20 protein-coding genes are annotated in these 24,509 nt (G+C 71.9%); 11 read left to right on the top strand and 9 right to left on the bottom strand.

The features are described from left to right. Positions 1-102: 102 nt before the first annotated feature. Positions 103-819 (bottom strand): biliverdin-producing heme oxygenase, encoded by a 717-nt coding sequence (locus tag ACZ4TO_RS11375; protein WP_468024035.1) that lies wholly within the window; start codon positions 817-819, stop codon positions 103-105. A 196-nt stretch (positions 820-1,015) separates the two neighbouring features. Next, positions 1,016-1,873: a type I methionyl aminopeptidase gene (map, locus tag ACZ4TO_RS11370; RefSeq protein ID WP_382781355.1), complete on the bottom strand. Its 858-nt coding sequence runs from the start codon at positions 1,871-1,873 to the stop codon at positions 1,016-1,018. 58 nt (positions 1,874-1,931) lie between these two features. Between map and ACZ4TO_RS11365 the strand changes: the two genes are divergently transcribed. Further along, entirely contained in the window at positions 1,932-2,168 is a 237-nt protein-coding gene (locus tag ACZ4TO_RS11365; RefSeq protein ID WP_382781352.1) for a hypothetical protein, read from the top strand. Positions 2,169-2,183: 15 nt separating this feature from the next. Here the strand turns inward: ACZ4TO_RS11365 and ACZ4TO_RS11360 are convergent, their stop codons facing one another. Further along, on the bottom strand, positions 2,184-2,786 hold the full coding sequence (locus tag ACZ4TO_RS11360) for a hypothetical protein (RefSeq protein ID WP_468024034.1): 603 nt from the start codon (positions 2,784-2,786) through the stop codon (positions 2,184-2,186). A 115-nt stretch (positions 2,787-2,901) separates the two neighbouring features. Here ACZ4TO_RS11360 and ACZ4TO_RS11355 point away from each other — a divergent pair, with 115 nt between their 5' ends. The 3 genes from ACZ4TO_RS11355 (at position 2,902) to ACZ4TO_RS11345 (ending at position 5,200) form a co-directional block, all read left to right on the top strand. Beyond that, the gene (locus ACZ4TO_RS11355; RefSeq protein WP_468024033.1) at positions 2,902-4,125 is read left to right on the top strand and encodes a sialidase family protein; all 1,224 of its coding nucleotides are present in this window, start codon (positions 2,902-2,904) and stop codon (positions 4,123-4,125) included. 68 nt (positions 4,126-4,193) lie between these two features. Beyond that, complete coding sequence (gene npdG, locus ACZ4TO_RS11350) at positions 4,194-4,898, top strand: NADPH-dependent F420 reductase (protein ID WP_355762364.1); 705 nt, start codon at positions 4,194-4,196, stop codon at positions 4,896-4,898. Between the two features lie 140 nt (positions 4,899-5,038). Then, positions 5,039-5,200, top strand: a complete 162-nt coding sequence (locus tag ACZ4TO_RS11345; RefSeq protein WP_167455616.1) for a hypothetical protein — start codon at positions 5,039-5,041, stop codon at positions 5,198-5,200. Positions 5,201-5,234: 34 nt separating this feature from the next. Here the strand turns inward: ACZ4TO_RS11345 and ACZ4TO_RS11340 are convergent, their stop codons facing one another. Then, positions 5,235-6,032 carry a site-2 protease family protein gene (locus ACZ4TO_RS11340; RefSeq protein WP_382781341.1) on the bottom strand — a complete coding sequence of 266 codons (798 nt, stop codon included), beginning with the start codon at positions 6,030-6,032 and terminating at the stop codon, positions 5,235-5,237. Positions 6,033-6,245: 213 nt separating this feature from the next. Between ACZ4TO_RS11340 and ACZ4TO_RS11335 the strand changes: the two genes are divergently transcribed. After that, complete coding sequence (locus tag ACZ4TO_RS11335) at positions 6,246-9,965, top strand: AfsR/SARP family transcriptional regulator (RefSeq protein WP_468024032.1); 3,720 nt, start codon at positions 6,246-6,248, stop codon at positions 9,963-9,965. A 62-nt stretch (positions 9,966-10,027) separates the two neighbouring features. On the opposite strand, the gene ACZ4TO_RS11330 is transcribed toward ACZ4TO_RS11335, so the two are convergent. The 3 genes from ACZ4TO_RS11330 to panB form a co-directional block, all read right to left on the bottom strand. Next, positions 10,028-10,852: an ABC transporter permease gene (locus ACZ4TO_RS11330; protein ID WP_382781335.1), complete on the bottom strand. Its 825-nt coding sequence runs from the start codon at positions 10,850-10,852 to the stop codon at positions 10,028-10,030. Continuing rightward, positions 10,849-11,883, bottom strand: a complete 1,035-nt coding sequence (locus tag ACZ4TO_RS11325) for an ATP-binding cassette domain-containing protein (RefSeq protein ID WP_382781332.1) — start codon at positions 11,881-11,883, stop codon at positions 10,849-10,851. The genes ACZ4TO_RS11330 and ACZ4TO_RS11325 overlap by 4 nt, the downstream gene beginning before the upstream one ends. A 327-nt stretch (positions 11,884-12,210) precedes the next feature. Beyond that, complete coding sequence (gene panB, locus ACZ4TO_RS11320) at positions 12,211-13,095, bottom strand: 3-methyl-2-oxobutanoate hydroxymethyltransferase (RefSeq protein WP_382781329.1); 885 nt, start codon at positions 13,093-13,095, stop codon at positions 12,211-12,213. A gap of 338 nt (positions 13,096-13,433) precedes the next feature. Between panB and ACZ4TO_RS11315 the strand changes: the two genes are divergently transcribed. The 4 genes from ACZ4TO_RS11315 to ACZ4TO_RS11300 all read left to right on the top strand — a co-directional run bounded on the left by ACZ4TO_RS11315 (position 13,434) and on the right by ACZ4TO_RS11300 (position 18,441). After that, positions 13,434-15,035, top strand: a complete 1,602-nt coding sequence (locus tag ACZ4TO_RS11315; RefSeq protein ID WP_468024031.1) for an MFS transporter — start codon at positions 13,434-13,436, stop codon at positions 15,033-15,035. Between the two features lie 127 nt (positions 15,036-15,162). After that, positions 15,163-15,783, top strand: a complete 621-nt coding sequence (locus ACZ4TO_RS11310) for a TetR/AcrR family transcriptional regulator (protein ID WP_382781324.1) — start codon at positions 15,163-15,165, stop codon at positions 15,781-15,783. A 200-nt stretch (positions 15,784-15,983) separates the two neighbouring features. Further along, positions 15,984-17,021 (top strand): endonuclease/exonuclease/phosphatase family protein, encoded by a 1,038-nt coding sequence (locus tag ACZ4TO_RS11305; protein WP_382781321.1) that lies wholly within the window; start codon positions 15,984-15,986, stop codon positions 17,019-17,021. A gap of 199 nt (positions 17,022-17,220) precedes the next feature. After that, positions 17,221-18,441 (top strand): MFS transporter, encoded by a 1,221-nt coding sequence (locus ACZ4TO_RS11300; protein WP_468024030.1) that lies wholly within the window; start codon positions 17,221-17,223, stop codon positions 18,439-18,441. Between the two features lie 255 nt (positions 18,442-18,696). On the opposite strand, the gene ACZ4TO_RS11295 is transcribed toward ACZ4TO_RS11300, so the two are convergent. Both ACZ4TO_RS11295 and ACZ4TO_RS11290 read right to left on the bottom strand, forming a co-directional pair. Then, positions 18,697-20,754, bottom strand: a complete 2,058-nt coding sequence (locus tag ACZ4TO_RS11295; RefSeq protein ID WP_382782732.1) for an NAD(+) synthase — start codon at positions 20,752-20,754, stop codon at positions 18,697-18,699. A gap of 131 nt (positions 20,755-20,885) precedes the next feature. Then, on the bottom strand, positions 20,886-22,826 hold the full coding sequence (locus ACZ4TO_RS11290) for a S53 family peptidase (RefSeq protein WP_382781316.1): 1,941 nt from the start codon (positions 22,824-22,826) through the stop codon (positions 20,886-20,888). A 303-nt stretch (positions 22,827-23,129) separates the two neighbouring features. Here ACZ4TO_RS11290 and ACZ4TO_RS11285 point away from each other — a divergent pair, with 303 nt between their 5' ends. Both ACZ4TO_RS11285 and ACZ4TO_RS11280 read left to right on the top strand, forming a co-directional pair. Then, entirely contained in the window at positions 23,130-23,630 is a 501-nt protein-coding gene (locus ACZ4TO_RS11285) for a sigma-70 family RNA polymerase sigma factor (protein ID WP_468024029.1), read from the top strand. Beyond that, the gene (locus ACZ4TO_RS11280; protein WP_468024028.1) at positions 23,627-24,265 is read left to right on the top strand and encodes a hypothetical protein; all 639 of its coding nucleotides are present in this window, start codon (positions 23,627-23,629) and stop codon (positions 24,263-24,265) included. Before ACZ4TO_RS11285 ends, ACZ4TO_RS11280 begins: the two co-directional genes overlap by 4 nt. Positions 24,266-24,509: the final 244 nt, after the last annotated feature.

Below are 24,509 nucleotides of genomic sequence, written 5' to 3'. Positions count from 1 at the left end.
ACGGGGCCAGTCCCTCCCCGGGGGAATTCGGGGGTAAAGCCCCCGGAGCACTCCGGCGGTCGAGGGCGGGCGCGGTAACTGCCCCGCGCCCGGGGCGACCCTTCACGCGGTGAGCGGAAACTCCTCACCGAGGGCCCTGAACACCCCGGTGTTCAGGGCGAACGCCCGCTTGCACTCCGTCACGATCCGCTGCTTCTCCAGATCGTCGGCCCGGACCCCGTCCAGCAGCTCGCGGTAGCTCCGCTTGAACGCGGCCGGGTTGGAGATGTCCTCGAAGACGTAGAAGCGGACCCCGTCGCCCTTGCGGCTGAAGCCCCAGGTCCGCTCCGCCTTGCCGCGGATGATCTGGCCGCCGGAGAGATCGCCCAGGTAGCGCGTGTAGTGGTGGGCCACGTAGCCGCCCGGCCACTCACGGGCGCACTCGGTGACCCGGTCCGCGTACGCGCGGGTGGCGGGCAGCGCGGTGAGCGTCTCGCGCCAGTCCGGCCCCCGCAGGTGGGCGAGGTCGCGCTCCAGGGCGGTGCGGCGCAGCAGCTCGGGCCGCAGGAAGGGCCCGGCCACGGGATCGCCGGCCAGCCGCTCGGCCTCCGCCTCCAGCGCCTCGTACACGAACCAGAGCTGCTCGGTGTACCGCGTGTACGCCTCGACGCCGAGCCGGCCGCCGAGCAGGTCGCTCATGAACGTCGAGGTCTCCGCCTCGGTGTGCTGTTCGTGCGACGCGGTGCGGATGAGGGTCGAGAAGGGTGTGCCCGCCGGGTCCGTGGTGTCCGGCGTGCTCGTCGTGTCCGACGCGGTGTGCGACGTGTCCGACGCGTTCATGGGGCCTCCGGAGCCGATGAGGTGGGGCGCGAGCCGTTGCGGGATCAGTCGAATCTTCTATGGTTAGGCTTACCTAAGTCAAGAGCTTTCCCGACGCCCTGTCGGTAAAACCGTACCCCGATCGGCGGCCGGGCCCACATGCGAAAACCCGCCCTGTGGACAGGGCGGGTTCGGTGGTCGCGGCAACTCCCGGCGGTCACGGCAGGGTGAGGATCTCCGCGCCGCTCGCGGTGACGACGAGGGTGTGCTCGAACTGGGCCGTGCGCTTGCGGTCCTTCGTCACGACGGTCCACCCGTCGTCCCACATGTCGTAGTCGTGCGTACCGAGCGTGAGCATGGGCTCGATGGTGAAGGTCATCCCGGGCTGCATGACGGTGGTCGCGTGCGGGTTGTCGTAGTGCGGGACGATCAGCCCGGAGTGGAACGAGGAATTGATCCCGTGCCCGGTGAAGTCACGCACGACCCCGTACCCGAAGCGCTTCGCGTACGACTCGATGACCCGCCCGATGATGTTGATCTGGCGCCCCGGCCTGACCGCCTTGATCGCGCGGTCGAGCGACTCCCGGGTCCGCTCCACGAGGAGCCGCGACTCGTCGTCGACGTCGCCGACCAGGTAGGTCGCGTTGTTGTCGCCGTGCACCCCGCCGATGTACGCCGTCACGTCGAGGTTCACGATGTCGCCGTCCCGCAGCACCGTGGAGTCGGGGATGCCGTGGCAGATGACCTCGTTGACCGACGTGCACAGCGACTTCGGGAAGCCGCGGTAGCCGAGGGTCGACGGGTAGGCGCCGTGGTCGCACATGTAGGCGTGCGCCACCCGGTCCAGCTCGTCCGTCGTCACGCCCGGCGCGATGAGCTTCGCGGCCTCGGCCATCGCCTGCGCGGCGATCCGCCCGGCGACCCGCATCGCCTCGATGGTCTCGGGGGTCTGCACCTCCGGTCCGGTGTACGGCGTGGGGGCGGGCTTCCCCACGTACTCGGGACGCCTGATGTTTCCCGGCACGGGGCGGGTGGGAGAAAGCTCCCCTGGTACGAGCAGCGACTGGCCAGACATGGCAGCGAGTCTAACCAGCGGGCATGGGGGAACATGTCTCTGGCGAAAGGAGCTGGTGATGGCCCTGTTCAAGAAGCGGACGGTCGGCAAGCCCGGCGAGTGGTTCTACTGCCTCGAACACAAGAAGGTCGAGGAGGGCCCCGACTGCCCGGGCAAGGACCGTTTCGGCCCGTACGCCACCCGTGGAGAGGCCGAACGCGCGATGGACCTCGCGCGGGAGCGGAACCTCGAATGGGAGACGGACCCGAAGTGGCACGACAAGTCGGACCAGGCCCCGGGCACCGAGGACGACTGAGGCGGCCGCGCCCCGCTACCACCGGTAGGTCGGCGGGGCCGTGAGCTGGTCCGCGAGGCGGGACAGGCGGTCGCGGAGGCGGTGGCGGCCCCGGGGCGAGGGCAGCGCGTTCTCCCCGGCCGCCGCGCTGACCAGATGCTGCACGGTGTCGAGGTCGAGCTCGGGGTCCGGCGGCACCGCGAGCGACTCGTGGGCCAGCGCCGACAGCTCGCCCTCACCCTGGGACAGGGTGAGCACCGTCGCCCCGGCCCGCCGGGCGTCGTGCACCCGCTCCAGCAGCGCGTCCCCGGGCGCCTGCGGCGTCACCACGAGCAGCGTCTCCCCGCGGCGGGCCGCCTCGATCCGCCCGAGGCCCACCGCCAGGTGAGCCGGGTCCGATTCCCGCGCCCCGTGCCGCACCAGGGTCGGCGACAGCTCCGGCGTGCCCGACCAGGCCGCCTCGTCCACCAGGTGCGCCGCGAGGTGCCAGGGCTCGTACGCCTCGGAACCGACCAGCAGCAGGCCGCCGCCGTGCGACACCACGGACCCCCGCAGGGTTCCCCCGAACCGTCGTGTCGCACCCAGCCATTCGGTCCCGGCAAGCACCTCGCGCAGCAATGCGACCCGTACGGCATCCATGGCCGCATCCTGCCGCAACGGGCCACTCGTGACCCGGAGTTCACCACGAATTCGCCCAAGTTGGGCAGAAGTCCGCACCGACGACCCCACAAGCGACCGCAGCAGGGAGCCGGCCATGACACAGCCGAGCGCAGCGACGGGCACCGGGACGGACGGACCGACCGGCACCGGGACAGGCACGGAGGCGGGCACGGAGGCGGGTACGGACACGAGCACGGCGACGGGCGCGGGTCTTGGCGCGGTCACCGACACGGGGGCGGTCGCCGACACGGCGGTGAGCGTTCCCTTCCGCGGCGGGCGCGAGGGCTACGCCAGCTTCCGGATCCCCGCCGTCGTCGCCACCCGCAGCGGCACCCTGCTGGCGTTCTGCGAGGGCCGGGTCGGCTCCGCCAAGGACCACGGACACATCGACGTCGTGCTCAAGCGGTCCATGGACGGCGGCCGGACCTGGGGCCCGCTCCAGGTCGTCGCGAACAACGGCACCGACCTCGCCGGCAACCCCGCGCCCGTCACCCTCGACACCGGCCGCGTCCTGCTCGTCCACGTCCGCAGCGCCGCCTCCGCCACCGAGGACGCCCTGCTGCGCGGCAAGGTGAAGGCCGCCGACGGCCGTCGCGTCTGGGTGCAGCACAGCGACGACGAAGGACGCACCTGGTCCGCCCCCAAGGAGATCACCGCACAGGTGAAGAAGGCGGGCTGGCGCTGGTACGCCACCACACCCGGGCACGCCCTCCAGCTCGGCTCCGGCCGGGTGGTCGTCCCCGGCAACCACACCCTGCCGCCCACCGGCACCGACAACGGCACCGAGGCGAAGTACAACAGCGGGCACTGTCTGCTCAGCGACGACCGCGGGGCCACCTGGTACCTCGGCTACATCGACGAGAACACCAACGGGTACATCAACGCCAACGAGACCACCGCCGCCGAACTCCCCGACGGCCGCGTCTACTTCAACACCCGCAACGACTCCCCGTCGCCCGGCAACCGCGCCGACGCCCACTCCCTGGACGGCGGCAGAACCCTGGTCAAGCCCTTCCGCCCGCAGGCCGGGCTCGTCACCCCGGTCGTCCAGGGCAGCCTGCTCCAGCTCCGCGACCCGGACCTGCTCCTGTACTCCGGGCCCGCCGACCCCGAGTTCCGCGCCCTGATGACGGTCCGCGTCTCGGCCGACGGAGGCACCACCTGGCGGTCCGCGCACACCGTGGACGGACTGCCCGCCGCGTACTCCGACCTGGTCCGCGTCGACACCGACACGGTCGGACTCCTCTACGAGACGGGCGACTTCGGCGCGTACGAGACGATCACCTTCCGGCGTGTCCCGGTGGCCGCGCTCGGGTGACCGTCCTCACCCGCAGAGCTCGGCCGCCCCGGGCGCCCCGGCGCGGCCCGCGCACGTAAAGTCGGCCCATGACCTCTACTGACAGTGCACAGAAGGCCCCCGCCAAGGACCCCTGGGACCTGCCCGACGTGTCCGGGCTCGTTGTCGGCGTGCTCGGCGGCACCGGTCCGCAGGGCAAGGGCCTCGCCTACCGGCTCGCCAAGGCGGGCCAGAAGGTGATCATCGGCTCGCGCGCCGCCGACCGCGCGCAGGCCGCCGCCGACGAACTCGGCAACGGTGTGGAGGGCGCCGACAACGCGGAGACCGCGCGGCGCAGCGACATCGTGATCGTCGCCGTGCCGTGGGAGGGTCACGGCAAGACCCTCGAATCGCTGCGCGAGGAGCTGGCCGGAAAGCTCGTCGTCGACTGCGTCAACCCGCTCGGCTTCGACAAGCAGGGCGCCTACGCGCTGAAGCCGGAGGAGGGCAGTGCCGCCGAACAGGCCGCCGCCCTGCTGCCGGGCTCCCGGGTCACCGCGGCCTTCCACCACCTCTCCGCCGTGCTGCTCGCCGACCCGGAGATCGAGGAGATCGACACCGACGTGATGGTCCTCGGCGAGGAGCGGGCGGACGTCGAGATCGTCCAGGCCCTCGCGGGCCGCATCCCCGGCATGCGGGGCGTGTTCTCCGGCCGGCTGCGCAACGCGCACCAGGTGGAGGCCCTGGTCGCCAACCTGATCTCGGTGAACCGCCGCTACAAGGCACACGCCGGCCTGCGGGTCACGGACGTATAGGCCGCGCGGGACGCATACGGGCCGCGGGCCACGGACGTGAGGGCCGCGGGCCACGGACGTACGGGGCGTGGGTGGCGGACGTGCGGGGTGCGTGGGGGACACTGATGCGAAGCAGTGTCCCCCCGACAGGAGCCGACCCCATGCCCCGCCTCGCTCTCTACGCCCTCGCCGTCTGTGTCCTCTCCGTGGCCGCGGCCGTCGTCTCGTTCGTCCAGGGAAGCTGGCTGGGCATCGTATGGGTGCTGCTGGCGGGCCTGTCCTCGAACATGACCTGGTACTACGCGCGGCGCGGCAGGGCGTAGCGACCGGCCGGGACGGCGGTCCCGGCCCGCCCGGTCACGACTTCAGGCAGATGTCGTTGTTCGGCTCCCAGAAGCGGTAGAGCCACTGTCCGCAGTCGCTGTCGCGGCCGTCGATGCCGAGGCCGCCCAGGATCGTGTCGATCAGGTGGAAGAACTCCCGGTTCACCGAGGGGATCCACAGCAGCGCGAACACCGCGAGCAGTCCGAACGGCGCGAAGGGCTCGACCTGACGGCGGACGCCGTACGACAGCCAGGGCTCGATCACGCCGTAGCCGTCCAGGCCCGGGACCGGCAGGAAGTTCAGGATCGCCGCCGTGACCTGGAGCAGCGCCAGGAACGCCAGCGCGTAGCGGAAGGCGTCCGGGACGCCGTCCAGGGCGTGCAGCCAGAACGGCGCCGTGCACACGACGGCGAACAGCACGTTCGTCAGCGGGCCCGCGGCGGAGACCAGGCTGTGCTTCCAGCGGCCGTGGATGCGGCCCCGCTCGATGAAGACCGCCCCGCCCGGCAGACCGATCCCGCCCATGATCACGAAGATCACGGGCAGCACGATGCTCAGCAGGGCGTGGGTGTACTTCAGCGGGTTCAGGGTCAGATAGCCCTTGGCGCCGATCGAGATGTCACCGCTGTGCAGGGCGGTGCGGGCGTGCGCGTACTCGTGCAGGCACAGCGAGACGACCCAGGCCGCCGTCACGAACAGGAACACGGCCACACCGGGCTGCTCGGCGAACCCGGTCCACGTCGCCCAGCCGGTCACCCCCATGACGGCCGCGATCCCGACGAAGACGGGGCTGATCCTCCGGTCGCTGCGGCGGGTCGCGGCGGTGGTCATGGGGCTCCCTGGACTGGCTGGGCTGACGACGGGTGTACTCGGGCCTGCCCGACCGTACCGGGCTCACACGGAAAACGTCTCGCCATCGGCTATCGGTTCCGGGGAGGGTGGGGGAACGGGGGCAGCGGTCCCGAGCGGTTCGACCGGGGCCCGGGGCGGAGTCCCGCCCGAACTCCCCGTACCCGCCCCCCGCACCTGACATGACCAGAGACAATGGACCCCGTGCGCTATCGCATCCTCGGCACCACCCAGGCACTCCGCCCCGACGGCACGCCCGTCCCGGTCGGCGGGGCGCGGCTGCGCGCCCTGCTCACCGTGCTCGCCCTGCGGCCCGGACGGACCGTCTCCGCGGCCGTCCTGGTCGACGAGGTCTGGGACGGCGACCCGCCCGCCGACGCCCCCGGCGCGCTGCAGGCGCTCGTCGGGCGGCTGCGCAGGGCGCTCGGCGCGGGCGCGGTCGAGTCGGTCGAGGGCGGCTACCGGCTGGCGGCGGTGGCCGAGGACGTCGACCTGCACCGTTTCGAGCGGCTGGCGGGCGAGGGAACCCGTGCCCTCGCCGACGGCGATCCGGCCAAGGCCGCCGCCGCCCTGGACGACGCCCTGGCCTTGTGGCACGGCCCCGCCCTCGCCGACCTTCCGGACCGCACGGCCGAGTCGGCCCGCTGGGAAACCCGCCGGCTCGACGTCCGGCGCGCCCGGCTCGCCGCGGCCCTGGCCCTCGGCGACGCCGAGCAGGCCCTGCCCGAGCTCACCGCCCTCTGCGATCTGCACCCGCTCGACGAGCCGCTGCACGTCCTGCGGCTGCGGGCGCTGCGCGACGCGGGCCGGCCCGCCGAGGCCCTCGCCGCCTACGAATCCGTACGCACCCTCCTCGCCGACCGTCTGGGCTCGGACCCGGGCCCCGAACTGCGCTCCCTGCACACCGAGCTGCTGAACGGCCCCGGGGACCGTCCCGGAGCCCACGGTTCCGTGGCCCGGAGCGCCTTCGGGCCCTTCGAGGGTTCCGGGACCGTGAGCGGCCCTGAGGCCTGGGACGGTCCTGGTCCTCGGGCGGGTTCCGGGTCTCGGGAACGGTCCGGGTCCGGCGGGAGGGTCGAGGCCGGCGGTAGGGCCAAGACCGGTGGGACCGATGGGACCGATGGGACCGGCGGGTCCGGCGGGACCGATGGACGTTCCGGTGCCGGAGTTCTGGCCTCCGGAACCTCGGCCGCGGCCTCCGCGTCCGCCCACGGCTCCCACTCCCCGGCCGCCGACCCCGCCACCGCGCCGCCCGTGGGCCGCGGTTCCGGCGCGTTCGCCCGCCCCGGCGCCCCGGACACCGGGCTCGCCGGACACCCGGTACCGGAAGTCCCCCGCCCCTCCGGGGACCGGGCCGGGCGGGCCCCGGACCCGGCGTCGGACCCGCACGTCCGCCCCGTCGTCCCGCCGCCGCCCGGCAACCTCCGGGCCCGGCTCACGTCCTTCGTGGGGCGGGAGAAAGACATCGATGCCATCCGGGGCGACCTCTCCACGGCCCGGCTCGTGACCCTGCTCGGGCCCGGCGGGGCGGGCAAGACCCGGCTGTCGCAGGAGGCGGCCGAGGCCCTGGCACCCGCGCCGCGGGACGGCGTGTGGCTGGCCGAGCTGGCGCCGGTGGACGACCCGAAGGCCGTCCCCGAGGCCGTCCTGACCGCCGTCGGCGCCCGCGAGACCGTCCTGCGCGGCGCCGGTGCCGAGGAGATGCGCGCCGTGGCCGACCGGCACGACGACCCGCTCACCCGGCTCGCCGAACACTGCGCCAAACGCCGGATGCTGATCGTCCTCGACAACTGCGAACACGTCGTCGACGCCGCCGCACACCTCGCCGAGGCCCTGCTCGAACGCTGCCCCGGCGTGACCGTCCTGGCCACCAGCCGTGAACCCCTCGGCGTGCCGGGGGAGTTGCTGCGCCCGGTGGACCCGCTGCCGGAACCCTCCGCGCTGCGGCTGCTCGCCGACCGGGGAGCAGCCGCCCGGCCCGGCTTCCGCGTCGAGGACGACCCCGAGGCGGCGGCCGAGATCTGCCGGCGTCTCGACGGTCTCCCACTGGCCATCGAACTCGCCGCCGCCCGGCTGCGGATGCTCACCCCGCGCCAGATCGCCGACCGGCTCGACGACCGGTTCCGGCTGCTGACCTCGGGCAGCCGTACGGTGCTGCCCCGCCAGCAGACCCTGCGCGCCGTCGTCGACTGGTCCTGGGATCTGCTCGACGAGGCCGAACGGGACACCCTCGGACGGCTGTCGGTGTTCGCGGGCGGCTGCGACCTGGCCGCCGCCGAGGCCGTCTGCGGTCCGGCCGCGCTGGACGTCCTCGGCTCGCTCGTCGACAAGTCCCTGGTCGTCGCGGCCCCTTCGGGCGAGGGGGACACCGAGATGCGCTACCGGCTGCTGGAGACGGTCGCCGAGTACGCGCGCGAACGCCTCGACGAGTCCGGCGCCCGCGAGGCCACGGAGCACGCCCACCTCACGTACTACCGCGAACTCGCCCGCACCACCGACCCGTTGCTGCGCGGCCCGGGCCAGCGCGCCGCGATCGACCGCATCGAGCGCGAGTACGAGAACCTGCGCACCGCCCTGCGGCACGCCGTCGCCGAGCGCGACGAGCAGGAGGCGCTGTGCATGGTCCACTCGCTGGCCTGGTACTGGCAGATCCGCGACCAGCGCGTCGACGCCCGGGCCTGGTCCATGGAGGTCATGACCCTCGGACCCGACCCCTTCGCCCCGCCCGTGCGGCCGGCCACCCCGCTGTACGAGCGCTGCACGGACTTCCCGCCGCCCATGCGCGAGGAGGTCCTCCAGGAGGCCCGGCGCGGTGTCCACCTCGTCCATCTCGCCTACATGGACATGGACATGGGCGCCTGGCAGACCCCGCAGGCCCAGGAGAAGCTCCGCGCGATCAGCATGACGTACGAGCCCGGCATGCCGCAGACCTGCCGCACCCCCGGCTACCTCTGGTTCTACGCCGTGCTGCTCACCGGCACGATGGAGCGGTTCACCGAGGTGATCAACAAGACGGTCAGCACCTGCCGCGAACTCGGCTACGACTGGGAGCTGGCCACCTCCCTGCAGATGCGCGCCAACATCCTCGCCAACCGCGCCGACATGGCCGGCGACGCCACCGTGGACGCCGACGAGGCCTTGGAGCTCTTCGGACGCCTCGGGGACGCGTGGGGCGCCGCCGAATCGCTCTCCGCGCGCGGGGAGGCCCATGAGCGCAAGGGCGACTTCCGGGCCGCCGCGGCGGACTACGCGGAGGCGGCGGAGTACGCCGAGCGGCTCGGCGCACGCGCCCAGACGGCGGTGCTCAGCGTCCGGCTCGGCAGCATGTACATGGAGCTGGGGGAGGCCGAGCGGGGCGAGCGGATGATCCGCGGCGTCCTCGCGACCGGGCACGGCGCCCACAACGAGGCCATGCCGGCGGCCCATCTCTTCCTCGCGACCTGGCTCGGCCGCACCGGCAGGACCGACGAGGCGCGCGAGCAGATACGGCTGCTCCGCCAGGACTTCGGGGCCGCCTCCTTCGTCCTGTTCGACGGGTTCATGCTCGGGGTGGAGGCCTGGCTGGACGCGATCGACGGGCGGTGCGAGAGCGCCCTGGACAAGGTGCGCCGGGCGCTGAACGCCGTGGACCGGCTGTCGCGGATGATCGCCCCGCACATGCCCTCCGCCCATCTGACCACGGCCGCCATCGCCCTGAACGGTCTGGACGGCGGCTGTCGCGCGACGGACGCGGCCCGTCTCCTCGGCGCCGCGGACGCCCTGCTGCCGCCGGGCCACGTTCCCGGTCCCATGGAGGTGGAGACGCGTGAGCAGGCCGAGTCGGGCGCGCGGGCCCTGCTCGGCGACGCGGCGTTCGAGGCGGCGCACGCGGAGGGCGGTGGCCTCTCCCTGGAGGAGGCCACCGCCCTCGTCTGAGGCGCGGACGCGAACCGGCGCTCCCCGGCCCCGGTCGGCGGGGCCGGGTCCGTGCCCGGACGTCAGCTCTTGGTGCGGAACTTGTGGATGGCGACGGGCGCCATCACCAGGGTGAGGGCCAGCGACCAGGCGAGCGTCACCCACAGGCCGTGCGCGACCGGACCGCCCACCATCAGCCCGCGTGCCGCGTCCGCGAGGGACGACAGGGGGTTGTACTCGGTGAAGTTCTGCAGCCAGCCCGGCATCGACTTGGTCGGCGCGAAGATCGACGAGCCGAACTGGAGCGGCATCAGCACCAGGAAGCCCATGGCCTGCACGGACTGCGCGCTCTTCATGATCACGCCGAGGGTGAGGAACACCCACATGAGGGCCGAACCGAAGATGGCCGACAGGCCCACCGAGGCGAACAGGCCGGGCCAGTTGGTGATGTGGAAGCCGACCAGGACACCGACGATCATGAGGATCGCGGTCGCGATCAGCATCCGCATCACCTCGACCGCGATCTTGGCGAACAGCACCGAGCCGCGCCCGATCGGCAGGGACCGGAACCGGTCCATCACACCGGAGTTGAAGTCGGTGTTGAAGCCCGTGCCCACTCCCTGGGCCATGTTCATGCCCATCATGGCCATCAGGCCGGGCACGACGTACTGGACGTACGCCTCCTGTCCGCCGCCGAGCGACTGCCCGATGGAGCCGCCGAAGACGTAGACGAACAGCAGCGTGAAGATGACCGGGAACAGGATCGCGTCGAACATCGACTCCGGGTCCTGGCGGATCCACAGCAGGTTGCGGCGGATCAGCGCACCGGTGTGGCGGGCGTGCGCGCGGAGCGAGATGCGGGGGTCGGCCTCGATGGTGAGGGGGGCTTCGACGGTGGCGGTACTCATGCGGAGACCTCCTCGTAGGCGCGGGCGGGGGTCTCGTCCTGCGGGGCACTGGCCTTGTGGCCGGTGAGGGAGAGGAACACCTCGTCCAGACTGGGCAGTTCGGTGGAGATGGAGGCGATGGTGATGCCGCGCGCGGTGACCGCGCCGACGACGGCGGTGAGCTGCTCGTCGCTCAGGATCGGGACCAGGACGCTGCCGGTCTCGGCGTCCACGATCGTCGTGGCGAGGCCGGTGAGCCCCATCTCGTCGAACATCGCGGCCAGCGGGCGCAGTTGCAGCGGGTCCACCGGGCGGATCCGCAGCGTCCGGCCGCCGACGCGGGCCTTCAGCTCGTCGATCCGGCCGCTGGCGATGACCTTGCCGCGGTCGATGACCGTCAGCTCGGAGGCGAGCTGCTCGGCCTCCTCCATGTACTGGGTGGTGAGCAGCACGGTGACGCCGTCGGCGACCATGCGCTTGACCTCCTGCCACACCTCGTTGCGGGTGCGCGGGTCGAGGCCGGTCGTCGGCTCGTCCAGATACAGCACGGCCGGGCTGCCGATCATGGAGGCGGCGAGGTCGAGCCGGCGGCGCATACCGCCGGAGTACGTCGACGCCGGGCGCTTGGCGGCCTCGGTGAGGGAGAAGCGCTCCAGGAGCTCGTCGGCGCGCCGGCGGGCCTCCTTGCGGGGCAGGTCGAGCAGCCGCCCGATCATGTAGAGGTTCTCCCAGCCGGGGAGCTTCTCGTCGACGGAGGCGTACTGGCCGGTGAGGCCGATCACCCGGCGGAGCTGCCGGGGCTGCTTCAGCACGTCGAAGCCGGCGACCGTGGCCGTGCCGGCGTCGGGGGTGATGAGGGTGGACAGGCAGCGGACGAGGGTGGTCTTGCCGGCGCCGTTGGGTCCCAGTACGCCGAGGACGGTGCCCTCGCGCACTTCCAGGTCGACCCCGTCCAGCGCCTTGGTCTCGCCGTAGTGCTTGACCAGCCCCCGTACGGTGACGGCGCTGCGGCCGGTCGCAGCTTGCCGGGGCGTGTTGTCGATTCGCGTCATGTCCATCAAGGTGCCAGCCGCCACCGACAAACGACCGACAGGCCGCCTACAGAATCCGAGCGTTACCGATAGGTCGTCGACAGTCGGCCGACAAGAACGCGAACAACGCCGACAACCCGCCTACAGGACGGACCGGACGGACGGAACCGGCAGGACGGGCGGGGCGGACGAGGCTGGAGGCGGGGTGCGGGGGCCTCCCGCCGACAGGACGCGAGAACGGCGACAACCCGCGGGCAGGACGCGAGAACGGCGACAACCCGCCGACGGGGGAAGATCGGCGGGTTGTCCACGGTGCCGCAGTGGCTCAGAGCCCCGGAACCCGGGGTGTCAGTGGACGGAGTGCTCCTCCAGCGGGAAGTTCCCGCCGACGACGTCCTCGGCGAACGCCTTCGCCGCGTCGCCCATGACGGCGCGCAGGTCGGCGTACTGCTTGACGAACTTCGGCACCTTGCCGCCGGTCAGACCGAGCATGTCGGTCCACACCAGGACCTGGGCGTCGGTCTCGGGGCCCGCGCCGATGCCGACCGTCGGGATGTGCAGGGTGCGCGTGACCTCGCCGGCGAGCTCCGCCGGGACCAGTTCGAGGACGACGGCGAAGGCGCCCGCGTCCTGGACCGCCTTGGCGTCCCGCAGAAGCTGGTGCGCGGCCTCCTCGCCCCGGCCCTGGACGCGGTAGCCCATGGCGTTCACGGACTGCGGGGTCAGGCCGATGTGCGCCATCACCGGGATGCCGGACTCCACCAGCAGCTCGATCTGGCGGTGCGAGCGCTCTCCGCCCTCCAGCTTCACCGCGCCCACCCCGGCCTCCTTGACCAGGCGGGTCGCCGAGCGCAGCGCCTGCACCGGGCCTTCCTGGTAGGAACCGAAGGGCAGGTCGCCGACGATCAGGGCCCGGCTGGTGCCGCGGACGACGGCGGCGGACAGCATGGTCATCTCGTCCAGGGTCACCGGGACGGTCGTCTCGTAGCCCAGGTGGCAGTTGCCAGCCGAGTCGCCGACGAGCATGACCGGGATGCCGGCCTCGTCGAAGACGGACGCGGTCATCGCGTCGTAGGCGGTGAGCATGGGCCACTTCTCGCCGCGCTCCTTGGCGGCGGTGATGTCGCGCACCGTGATACGGCGGGTGCTCTTGCCCCCGTACAGCGCCTTGCTGCCGGTGGCCTTGAGGACACCCTCCGCAGGCTGCTTCTGGGCAGCCGAAAGCTGCGTCATCGCAACGGCTCCTTATGTCATCTCGAGGCACCCTGACGGCGTCCCCGGATCACCTCCATGGTGGCACCTCGTGCTACGCGCGGCTAGACCGGGCCCGTCGGACGCGGTGTCGTTCACGCCACGCCGCGCCCCTCCATGCCACGCCCCTCCGTGCCAAGCCACTCCGCGTCGCGCTTCCGCCCGTCCGCCGGCACCTGTCCGTCCGCCGGCCCCGGCCGTCCGCCCGGAGGCCCGCAGCGCCCGCCTCCGTCCGAAGGCCTAGGTCCCTTCGTAAGGTCTGCGTAAAGCATTTCCGATACGAGACGGTGCCGTATCGAAATGACTCTAATGTGGTCGTCATGACAACTTCCGCTCCTCCGCTCGAACGACGAGTACCCGAGGCGGTGCACCGGCGCCGCTGGGCGATCCTCGGCGCGCTCATGCTGAGCCTGCTGATCGTGGTGCTCGACAACTCCATCCTGAACGTCGCGATCAAGACGATCTCGACCCCGGCGCCCACCGGCCTCGGAGCCACCCAGGGTGAGCTGGAGTGGGCCATCAACGCCTACACGCTCGTCTTCGCCGGTCTCCTGTTCACCGCGGGCCTCCTCGGCGACCGGCTCGGCCGCAAGAAGGTGCTGCTCGCCGGTCTCGCCGTCTTCGGCATCGGTTCCGCGCTGGCCGCCGAGTCCGGCTCGCCGGTCCAGCTCATCGTGTTCCGCGCGCTGATGGGCCTCGGCGCCGCCTTCGTGATGCCCGCCACGCTCGCCGTCCTGATGAACGTCTTCGAACGCGACGAGCAGCCCAAGGCGATCGGCATCTGGGCCGGCGGCGTCGGCCTCGCCATCGCGATCGGCCCGATCACCGGCGGCGTGCTCCTCGACCACTTCTGGTGGGGCTCGGTCTTCCTGATCAACGTGCCCATCGTGATCCTCGCGATCGGCCTGATGATCTGGCTGGTCCCCGACTCCCGCGACCCGAACCCGGGCCGTCTGGACCCGGTCGGCGTGGTCCTCTCGATCATCGGCCTGGTCCTGCTCGTCTACGGCATCATCAAGGGCGGCCAGCTCGCCGACTTCACCGACCCGCAGGTCCTCGCGACCATCGGCGCCGGTCTCGCCGTCCTCGTCGGCTTCGTGGTGTTCGAGAAGCGCAGCGACCACCCGTCCATCGACGTCACGTACTTCAAGAACAAGGTCTTCTCGGCCGCGATCTCGGCCATCGCGCTCGTCTTCTTCGCGCTCATGGGCGTGACCTTCTTCTCCGTCTTCTACACCCAGAGCGTGCGCGGCTACTCGCCGCTGCAGACCGGTCTGCTGATGCTCCCGCTCGCCGTGGCGCAGATCATCTTCGCCCCGCGCGCCCGGCTCGTCGTCGACCGCTTCGGCAACCGCGCCACCTGCACGGCCGGGCTGGTGATCATCGCCGCGATGCTCGCCGCGTTCGCCACGCTGGAGGCCGACACCCCGATCTGGCTCCTCGAGGTCATCTTCTTCCTGATGGGCACCGGCATGGCGCACATCATGACCCCGACCAGCGTCGTCATCATGCAGGCCCTGCCGCGCGAGAAGGCCGGCTCCGCGTCCGCGCTGAGCAACACCTTCCGCCAGGTCGGCGGCGCCCTTGGCATCGCGGTCCTCGGCTCCGTCCTCTCCACCGCCTACCGCAACGGCATCGAGGACAAGCTCTCCCTCGTCCCGGCCCCGCTGCGGCACACCGCGGGCGAGTCCATCGAGGCCACCCTCGGTGTCGCAGCCAAGCTCGGCCCGCAGGGCAAGGCCCTCGTCACCCCCGCGAACGACGCGTTCCTGCACGCGATGCACGTCACCGCCCTGTGCGGCGCGGGTGTCGCGGTCATCGGCGCGGTGGTCGTCGCGCTGTTCCTGCCCGGCCGCCCCGCGGCCCCGCAGGAGAGCGGCAACGAGGCCGAGCTGGTGACGGCCGACCTCGGACAGGACTGACACCGGCGTACGCGACCGTGGGCACCCCCGACCCGGGTGCCCACGGCGGGCACCTCGCGCCGCGGGCCCGCCACCGCCGTGAACGGGGGAGAATGACACCTGGTCAACGATGGGAACGGAGTTCGACGTGAGCCTCGCGGACAGCCGAGACAGGCAGGTGTGCCCCGGTCGGGGACGTCCCCGCAGCGAGGCGGTGGAACGCGCCATCATCGAGGGCGTGATGAAGCTCCTGGAGGACGGCGTCCCGCTCGCGGACATCTCCATCGAGCGGCTGGCACGCACCGCGGGCGTCGGCAAGGCGACGATCTACCGCCGCTGGAGCGGCAAGGAGGAACTCTTCGTCGACGTCCTGCGCGGTGCCGAGCCCGCCGACCCCGAACTCGACGGCGTCTCCATGCGCGACGACCTCGTCGTGCTGCTGGAGTCGCTGCGCCGGCGCGGTCTGGTCAGCCGCTCCTCGGCGATCCTGCACAACGTCTACGCGCAGATGAAGTCCAGCCCCAAGCTGTGGGCCGCGTACGAGGCCACGGTCATAGCGCCGCGCCGCCAGATGGGCTTCGAGGTGCTGCGGCGCGGACAGCAGAACGGCGAACTGCGCGACGACGTCGACATCGAGCTCCTCAACGACATGTTCGTCGGCCCCATGCTCGTCCGCTCCGTCATGCGCCCGGACACCGAACTCCCGGAGGACCTCGCCGAGCGGATCGTCGACACGCTGCTGGAGGGCCTGCGCCCCGCCCGGCCGTGACAAGAACGGTTTCTGACGGGGTGAATGTGCGCGTTTCGTCACAGAGGCCGCACGTCGTGCCAGGATGCGGAACTCCGGGCACCGAGTTCTACGTCCCCTTGCCTGTACGGCCGTCCCGGACGGCGAGAACCACACCGGACATCCCCTAGGGTCTTAGTCGAGGGGCAGACGGTGCGCACGGCATTTTGTGAGGCGACGGTATGGCGCAGGCGTATATGACGGAGACGGGCAGCGACGGCCGGGGGCCGGAACGCAGAGACTCCCGGCTCCGGCGCCTGCTCGACGGCTGGCGCGGCGACCGCGGCATCTGGCGGCGCGGGCTGATCCTCGCCGCCCTCGCGCTGCTGCTCGCCCTGGTGATGCTGACGCACGCGCGGATCCCGAACCGGATCGGCAACCTCGGCAGTCTCACAGAGACGTTCCTGCCGTGGCTCGGGGTGTTCATCCCGGTCCTGCTGGTCCTCGCCTTCGTGCGGAAGTCCGCCGTGGCCCTGATCGCCGTGGTGCTGACCGGTGCGGTCTGGCTGAACCTCTTCGGCGGACTGCTCACCGACAAGACCGGCGCGGGCGGCGATCTGACGGTCGCCACCCACAACGTCAACGCCGACAACCCGGACCCGTCCGGCACCGCCCGGGACGTGGCCGCCTCCGGCGCCGACGTGCTCGCCCTGGAGGAGCTGACGGCGTCGGCGGTGCCGGTGTACGAGGAGGCGCTCGCGTCCACGTACAAGTACCACTCGGTGCAGGGCACCGTCGGGCTGTGGAGCAAGTACCCGCTCACCGACGTGCGGCCCGTGGACATCAAGCTGGGCTGGACGCGCGCCATGCGGGCGACCGTGACGGCGCCGGCCGGCCGGGTCGCGGTGTACGTGGCCCACATGCCCTCGGTGCGGGTGAAGATGAAGGCCGGGTTCACCGCCCGGCAGCGCGACAAGAGCGCCAACGCCCTGGGCGAGGCCATCGCCGACGACTCGCTGCAGCAGGTCGTCCTGCTCGGTGACCTCAACGGCACGATGAACGACCGGGCGTTGAACGCCGTCACCTCGCAGATGCGGTCCACGCAGGGTGCGGCGGGCAGCGGCTTCGGGTTCAGCTGGCCGGCCTCGTTCCCGATGGCCCGGATCGACCAGATCATGGTCAAGGGCGTCGAACCGGTCAGCTCCTGGACCCTGCCCGAGACCGGCAGCGACCACCTCCCGATCGCGGCCCGCGTCAAGATGGACGCCACGGCCTCTTAACCCGCCCGGAATCGCCTTTCAACCTCCTGGAACACTGGGCCCGGCAGACTTTGTTCACCGGCTAAACTTAATAGCCGGTGCTCCACCGACCGTCCGCGCACATCGCCGTGCGCGGACGCGCCCGTACCCGCGCGACCTCCCGCAGACCGCCGCGCCCGTACGCGTCCCGCTCCGCCCCAGCTCCTTCGAAAGGCATCTCATGCCACTGGCCCTGCTCGCCCTCGCCGTGGGCGCCTTCGGCATCGGCACCACCGAGTTCGCCATGATGGGCCTGCTGCCCGACGTCGCGGGCGACCTGGGCATCTCCATCCCGGCCGCCGGACACCTGGTCTCCGCCTACGCGCTCGGCGTCGTCATCGGCGCCCCGCTGCTCGCCGCGGCCACCGCCCGGATGCCGCGCCGCACGGTCCTCATCGCCCTGATGGGTCTCTTCGTCGCGGGCAACGCGCTCTCCGCGCTCGCCCCCGACGAGAACTGGCTGCTCGCCGCCCGATTCCTCAGCGGTCTGCCGCACGGCGCGTTCTTCGGCGTCGGCGCCGTCGTCGCCACCGGGCTGGTCGCCCCCGAGCGCAAGGCCCGCTCCGTCTCGCTGATGTTCCTCGGCCTGACCGTCGCGAACGTCGCCGGAGTCCCCGCCGCCACCCTCGTGGGGCAGCACCTGGGCTGGCGGGCCACGTTCCTCGGTGTGAGCGCGATCGGCCTGGCCGCCATCGCCTCGCTGTACCTGCTGATCCCGCGGACGCCCGGCCACACCTCGGGCGGCGGTCTGCGCGGCGAACTCACCGCCCTGCGCCCGCTGCCCGTCTGGCTCGCGCTGGGCACCACGGTCACCGGCTTCGCGGCCCTGTTCTCCGCGTACAGCTACATCACGCCGATGCTCACCGACGCCGCCGGATACGCCGAGGGCAGCGTCACACCGCTGCTGGCGCTGTTCGGGGTCGGCGCCACGGCCGGCAACCTGCTCGGCGGGCGGTTCGCCGACCACGCGATGCGCCGCACCCTCTTCGGCGGCCTCGCCTCGCTGGTCGCCGTGCTCGCCGCCTTCCCGCTGCTGATGCGCACCGAGTGGAGCGCGGCCCTGGCGGTGGTGCTGCTCGGCACGGCCGCCTTCGTCACCGGCTCGCCCCTCCAGCTCATGGTCATGGAGAAGGCCGCCGCCGCGCCCTCCCTCGCGTCCTCCGCCAACCAGGCCGCCTTCAACCTCGCCAACGCGGGCGGCGCGTGGATCGGCGGACTCGCCCTGGCGGCGGGCCTCGGCGCGACCGCACCGGCGACCGCCGGAGCCGGGCTCGCGGTCCTGGGGATCGGGGTGGCGGGCGCGGCGTACGCGGTCGACCGGCGCCGCGCGAAGCAGCCGGCCGGGCCCGCGCGAGTGATCGCCACACACGTGCCCGACCGGCAGGAGGCCCTGCACCACTGAGCACGACCCCGGCGCCCCAGGGAGGCCCGGGACCCGGAAGGGGAGGCCCCTCGGGGGAGTTCGGACTTCCGGCAAGTCCCCTGCCTCCGGCAGATCTTCGAGTTCCGGGAAGTCCCTGGCCTCCGGGAAGTGCCGGGCTCTCGGGAGGTCCCGGGTCCCCGGAAGGACTTCGATGTCCGGGCGGCCCGTAGTTCGGCAAGTCCCGTGCCTCCGGCCGGTCTTCGGGGTCCGGGAAATCCAGCCCCCTGACGTCTCCTAGGCCTCCGGCCGGTCTTCGGGGTCCGGGGTGTCGAAGCGGGCCAGGTCGCGGAGCCACGTACGGGACGAACTGTCGGACGGTGCGCGCCAGTCGCCGCGCGGCGAGAGCGAACCACCGGCCGAGACCTTCGGCCCGTTCGGCATGGCCGAGCGCTTGAACTGCGCGAACCCGAAGAAGCGGCGGCAGAACACCTCGAGCCAGCGCCGGATCTCGGGCAGGTCGTACGCGCGGCGCTCGGCCGCGGGGAAGCCGGGCGGCCAGGCACCCGCGTCCGGGTCGTGCCACGCGTGCCAGGCCAGGAAGGCGATCTTCGACGGCCTGAAGCCGTAGCGCAGCACGTGGAAGAGGGTGAAGTCGTGCAGGGCGTACGGGCCGATCTTCGACTCGGTGGACTGCATCTCCTCGCCCGGCACGAGCTCGGGGCTGATCTCCGTGTCGAGGATCGCGGCGAGCGTCCGGCCGGTGTCCTCGCCGAACTGTCCGGTGCCGATGACCCAGCGGATCAGATGCTGGATCAGCGTCTTCGGGACACCCGAGTTGACGTTGTAGTGGCTCATCTGGTCGCCCACGCCGTACGTGGACCAGCCGAGCGCCAGCTCCGAGAGGTCGCCGGTGCCGAGCACGATGCCGTCGCGCTGGTTGGCGAGCCGGAACAGGTAGTCGGTGCGCAGCCCGGCCTGCACGTTCTCGAAGGTGACGTCGTACACCGGCTCGCCGGAGGCGAAGGGGTGGCCCATCTCCTTCAGCATCAGCCGGGCGGTCGGGGTGATGTCCAGTTCGGCGGCGGTGACCCCGAGGGAGCGCATCAGCTCGTGCGCGTTGCCCTTGGTGTGGTCGCTGGTGGCGAAGCCGGGCAGCGTGAAGGCGAGGATGTCGCCGCGCGGGCGGCCCGCCCGGTCCATCGCGTGCGCGGCGACGATCAGCGCGTGCGTCGAATCGAGACCGCCGGACACCCCGATGACCACCTTCGGGCCACCGATCGCCGCGAGCCGCTGCTGGAGGCCCGCGACCTGGATGTTGTAGGCCTCGTAGCAGTCCTGGGCCAGCCGCTCGGGGTCCGCCGGCACGAACGGGAAGCGCTCGACACGGCGGCGCAGGCCCAGGTCGCCGGACGGCGGGTCGAGCCGGAACGACAGGGTCCGGAAGTCGGCGGTGCGGGTGGTGTGGGTGCGCCGGTTGTCGTCGAAACTGCCGGTTCGCAGCCGCTCCTGGCGCAGCAGGTCGAGGTCGACGTCCGCGACGGCGAACTGGTCGTCGAGCGGGAAGCGGTCGGACTCGGCCAGCAGCGCCCCGTTCTCGTAGATCATCGTCTGGCCGTCCCAGGACAGGTCGGTGGTCGACTCGCCCAGTCCGGCCGCCGCGTAGACGTACGCGGCGATGCAGCGCGAGGACGCCGAACGGCACATCAGCTTGCGGTCCTCGGCCCGGCCGACGGTGATCGGGCTGCCGGAGAGGTTCGCCAGGACGGTGGCACCCGCCAGGGCAGCCTCGGCGCTCGGCGGCACCGGCACCCACATGTCCTCGCAGATCTCCGCGTGCAGCACCAGACCCGGTACGTCCTCGGCGGCGAACAGCAGGTCCACCCCGAACGGCACGGACTCGCCGCCCACCCGGATGGTGCCGCCGCGCTCGTCGTCGCCCGCGGCGATCTGCCGGCGCTCGTAGAACTCGCGGTAGTTCGGCGGGTACGACTTGGGCACGACACCGAGGACCCGGCCGCGGTGCACGACGACCGCGCAGTTGTAGATCCTGTTGCGGTGGCGCAGCGGGGCGCCGACGACCAGGACCGGCAGGAGCTGCGCCGAACCCGCGACCACCGCCCGGAGCGCCTCCTCGACCTGGTCGAGCAGCGCGTCCTGCATCAGCAGGTCCTCGATCGAGTAGCCGCACAGGCCCATCTCGGGGAAGACGGCGACGGCGACACCCTCGTCGGCGCACGCGCGCGCCTGGCGCAGGACCGCCTCGGCGTTGGCGTGCGGGTCCGCGATGACGGTGTGACCCGTGCAGGCGGCGACGCGCGCGAAGCCGTGCTGGTAAAGGGACCGGAAGTTCAGATGAGGCACGCGGTCAGTGTAATCGTCAGAGCGACGCGATGGGGGGCGAGGGGTGTCCGGGGCGGCCCCGGGAACGAGCGACGCGCCCGCCTCTCCCGGGGAGAGACGGGCGCGTCGTCGGTGAACGCCGGTCAGCGACGGCTGAACGACTCGACGTAGCCCGGGGCGGGCGAACCCACACCGGTGACGTCGTCGTAGCCCTTCACGGCCTTCAGCGAGCTGTCCTGGCCGAGGCTGCGGACCGAGGTGGCCACACCGTCGGCCGCGTCGAAGCCGTTGACGAAGTCGACACGGGCCACGGCGTACTGCTTGCCGCCGGGCGTGTCGGTCACGTCGTGGTACGCCTTCGAACCGGCCTTGGCGTAGATCGACGGGTTGGCGAAACCGATCGCCTTGCCGCCGCGCGCCTCCTGGGCGAGCGCCTGGACCGCCGCGATCACCGGAGCGGCCAGCGAGGTGCCGCCGATGCGGTACTCGCTGTACTGCTCGGTCCCGTCCGGGAAGGTCTGCGTCTGGCCGACCTTGAATCCGGTGTTGGGGTCGGCGATCGCCGAGATGTCCGGGACGACCCGGTTGCCCGCCGCGTTGTTGGCCTTGGCCAGCGCGTTCGGGACGACGCCCTTCTGGTAGTAGGGCTGCGCCACGGTCTTGCTGGTGCCACCGCCCGCACCCGAGGTGAACGCGCCCGGGAACCCGGTCCAGCTCTTGCCGTCCGCGGACAGCGTGGCCTTCTCGGTGCCCCAGCCGGTCTCGAACAGGTACGTGTCGTTCTTGCCGACCGCCAGCGAGGTACCGCCGACCGCCGTCACCCACGCCGAGTTGGCCGGAGTGTCGACCTGCTTCGTACCGGTGTTGGCGACCTCGTCGCCGTTGTCGCCGGAGGAGAAGTAGAAGCCGATGCCCTCGACCGCGCCGAACTGGAACGTCTGGTCGTAGGCCGCGGCCAGGTCCGGGGTCTGGTTGGCCTCGATGTCGCCCCACGAGTTGGAGACGATGTCGGCCAGGTGCCCGTCGACGATCTTGTTGAGCGAGTCGAGCAGATCGTCGTCGTAGCAGGAACCGGCACCCACGTACGTGATGCTCGCGCCCGGCGCGACCGCGTGCACGGCCTCGACGTCGAGGGTCTCCTCGCCGTACCAGCCGGCCGCCCCGCACTCCTCGGTCTTCGTGTACTTCTTGGGCAGCACCTGACGGAGCTGACCGCTGGAGTACGCGGCGTCGCCGTGCTTGGCGGCGTAGGTGGCCGCGTCGAAGGCGATGGTCGGGGAGGCGTACGCGTCCGTGATGGCGACGCGCACGTTCTTGCCGGTGCGCTTGCCCGCCCCGTACGCGGCGCGGAGCTGCTTGCCGGTGTAGCCCTGGACGGCGTACGGGATCTTCGTTCCGTACGCGTCCGGCAGGGTGCTCGCGGTCTTCGAGCCGTAGTACGAGGAGAACGGCCCGGAGTTCTTGAACACCGCGTCCGGAGGAGGCAGTTGATCGGCGTGCTGCGCCTTGTGCGGGGCGTTGTCCAGGCCGGTGACGGTCAGGACGGCGCCGTTCAGGGCGGCGGGCGCGGAAGCCGTCTTCGACGGCGCCCGGTAGACCTTCTTGCCCTTGGTGTAGTTGTGGAGCTGGGTGCCGAACGCCTTCTCGGCGGCGGCGACGTCACCGGTGACGGAGACGTAGTGCTGCGTCGTCCCGGTGACCTTCAGGCCCGCCGACTTCAGCCAGGTGGTCACCGCGGTGACCTGGGCCTTGGTGGCACCGAAACGCGTCTGCGCCTTCTTGGCGCTGAGGTACTTCCCGTACGAAGCCGAGTGCGGGTCGGACACGGCCCTGGCGTATGCCGCCAGGCCCTTGGCGTCCCGTCCGGCGAGGTACACCCGGGCCGAGACCTGGGAGGCGTCGGAAGCCGCTCCCTTGTCCGCGTGGGCCGTGGCCCACGCGGGCTTGGTGCCCGCGAGCGTGACTCGGCTCGGGCCGTCCGCGGCGGACGCCGCGGGTATGCCGAGCGCCAGCGCGCCGGCGAGCAGGGGCAGGGTCGCCGCCAGGCTCACTCCGGCGCGCGCGGTGGCGCGGTTGGATCTCATAGAACCCCCTGCGATGCGATTCGTCGCATGTAGTGGTTGCGGTGATCCGCGCGAAAAGCCCCACGTCCTGCCGGAGCGTGAGGAATGGATCACAGATGGGGGCCACTCTTACGGTGAACCGTTCATGCCAGGGGAATGAACAACCCAAGGAAAGACCAAGTGGCGGCAATTGGCGATCATTTGGGTCGGTTTGCCGCACACCCTCGCCCAGATTCGAGGGTTTTCCCTCTGTCCCCCTCCGGGCTCTGTAAAGAGGTCCCCGGATTCTGTAAGCGGATCGAGTCCCCGAGGCGTGTCAGTGGTGTGAAGCAGCTCGAGTTCGAAGACTTCTACCGGAGCGGACGGGACGTCTGCCTGCGGGCGGTCCTCGCCGCGGTGAGCGACCGAGCGCTGGCCGAGGACCTCGTGGCCGAGGCGTTCGCACGGGCCTGGGCGGCCTGGCCCCGGGTCCGCGGCCATCCCGCGCCCCGCGCGTGGATCGTCCGGACCGCGCTCAACACCCGTGTCTCGTGGTGGCGTCGGCACCGTCGCGAGGTCGGGTACGGCGACCACGACGGCCGGGAGGCCGCGGCCGTCGATTCCGGCGGCGCCGGAATCGATCCCGCGCTGCTGGCCCTGCTGCGCGAACTGCCGCGCAGACAGCGGGAGGTCGTGGCCCTGCGGGTCTTCCTCGACCTCGACACGGCGACCACGGCGAAGACGCTCGGGATCGCTCCCGGGACCGTGACCGCCCATCTCGCACGGGCCGTCGGGACACTCCGCGGCCACCTCGTCACCCTCGACACACCGGAGGCAGGATCATGAACGCCACCCACGACGACAGGGACGTCCTGGACGTCCTGCGGGGTTCGCTCGACGACATCACGATGACGGTGCCCGTCGAACGGATCGTGGCCGAGGGCCGCGCGGTCCGCCGGCGGCGCAGGCGGCTGGCCGTCGCCGCCGTCGGAGTGACCGCGGCCGCGGGCCTCGCGCTCGGCGCACCCGGCTACGGCCACCCGGCCACCGCGCCGCCCACGGGCGCGGACACCGAGGCCGTCGCGTTCACCGTCGCCAAGCGGGCGGACGGCAAGGTCGCGGTGACCTGGACCAAGGAGCAGTACTTCAAGGACCCGGCGGGACTGCAGAAGGCGCTGCGCGAGGCCGGATTCCCCGTCCTCGTGAAGACCGGGGTGTTCTGCAAGGGCCCGGACGACCACACACGGGTCGACCGGCACGGCTCGGGGGCCGGGGTCGAGCGGGTCGTGGAGCGGGAGCGGCGCGACGACGGCACCGTGGTCTTCGTGTACGACCCGGCGGCCATGCCCGCCCACACCCAGCTCTTCATCGGCTATCTGGACCGGGCCCAGCTCGCCGTCACCCACGGCCGGCCCGGCTCGATGGAACGGCTCGTCCCCACCGGTGTTCCGCTCAAGTGCGGTACGGACTGGAAGGGCTGACGGTACGTCGGCGGAGCGCGCCGGCAGAACCTGACGGGTCCGGGACACCACCCCGGACCCGTTCCGCGCACCTGTTCCGGACTCGGTCGGTGTGCCCGTCACCGGACCCGTTCCGCGCACCTGTTCCGGACCCGGTCGCTGTGCCCGTCACCGGACCCGTTCCGCGCACCTGATCCGGGACCCGGTTGGTGCGCCCGTCACCGGACCGTTCCGGACTCCCGTCCCCGGACCGTTCCGAACTCCC

This window comes from Streptomyces sp. NPDC028298 (assembly GCF_055565895.1).
Note: the sequence above shows the minus strand (reverse complement) of the source record. Positions and strands in the feature narration are given on the sequence as shown.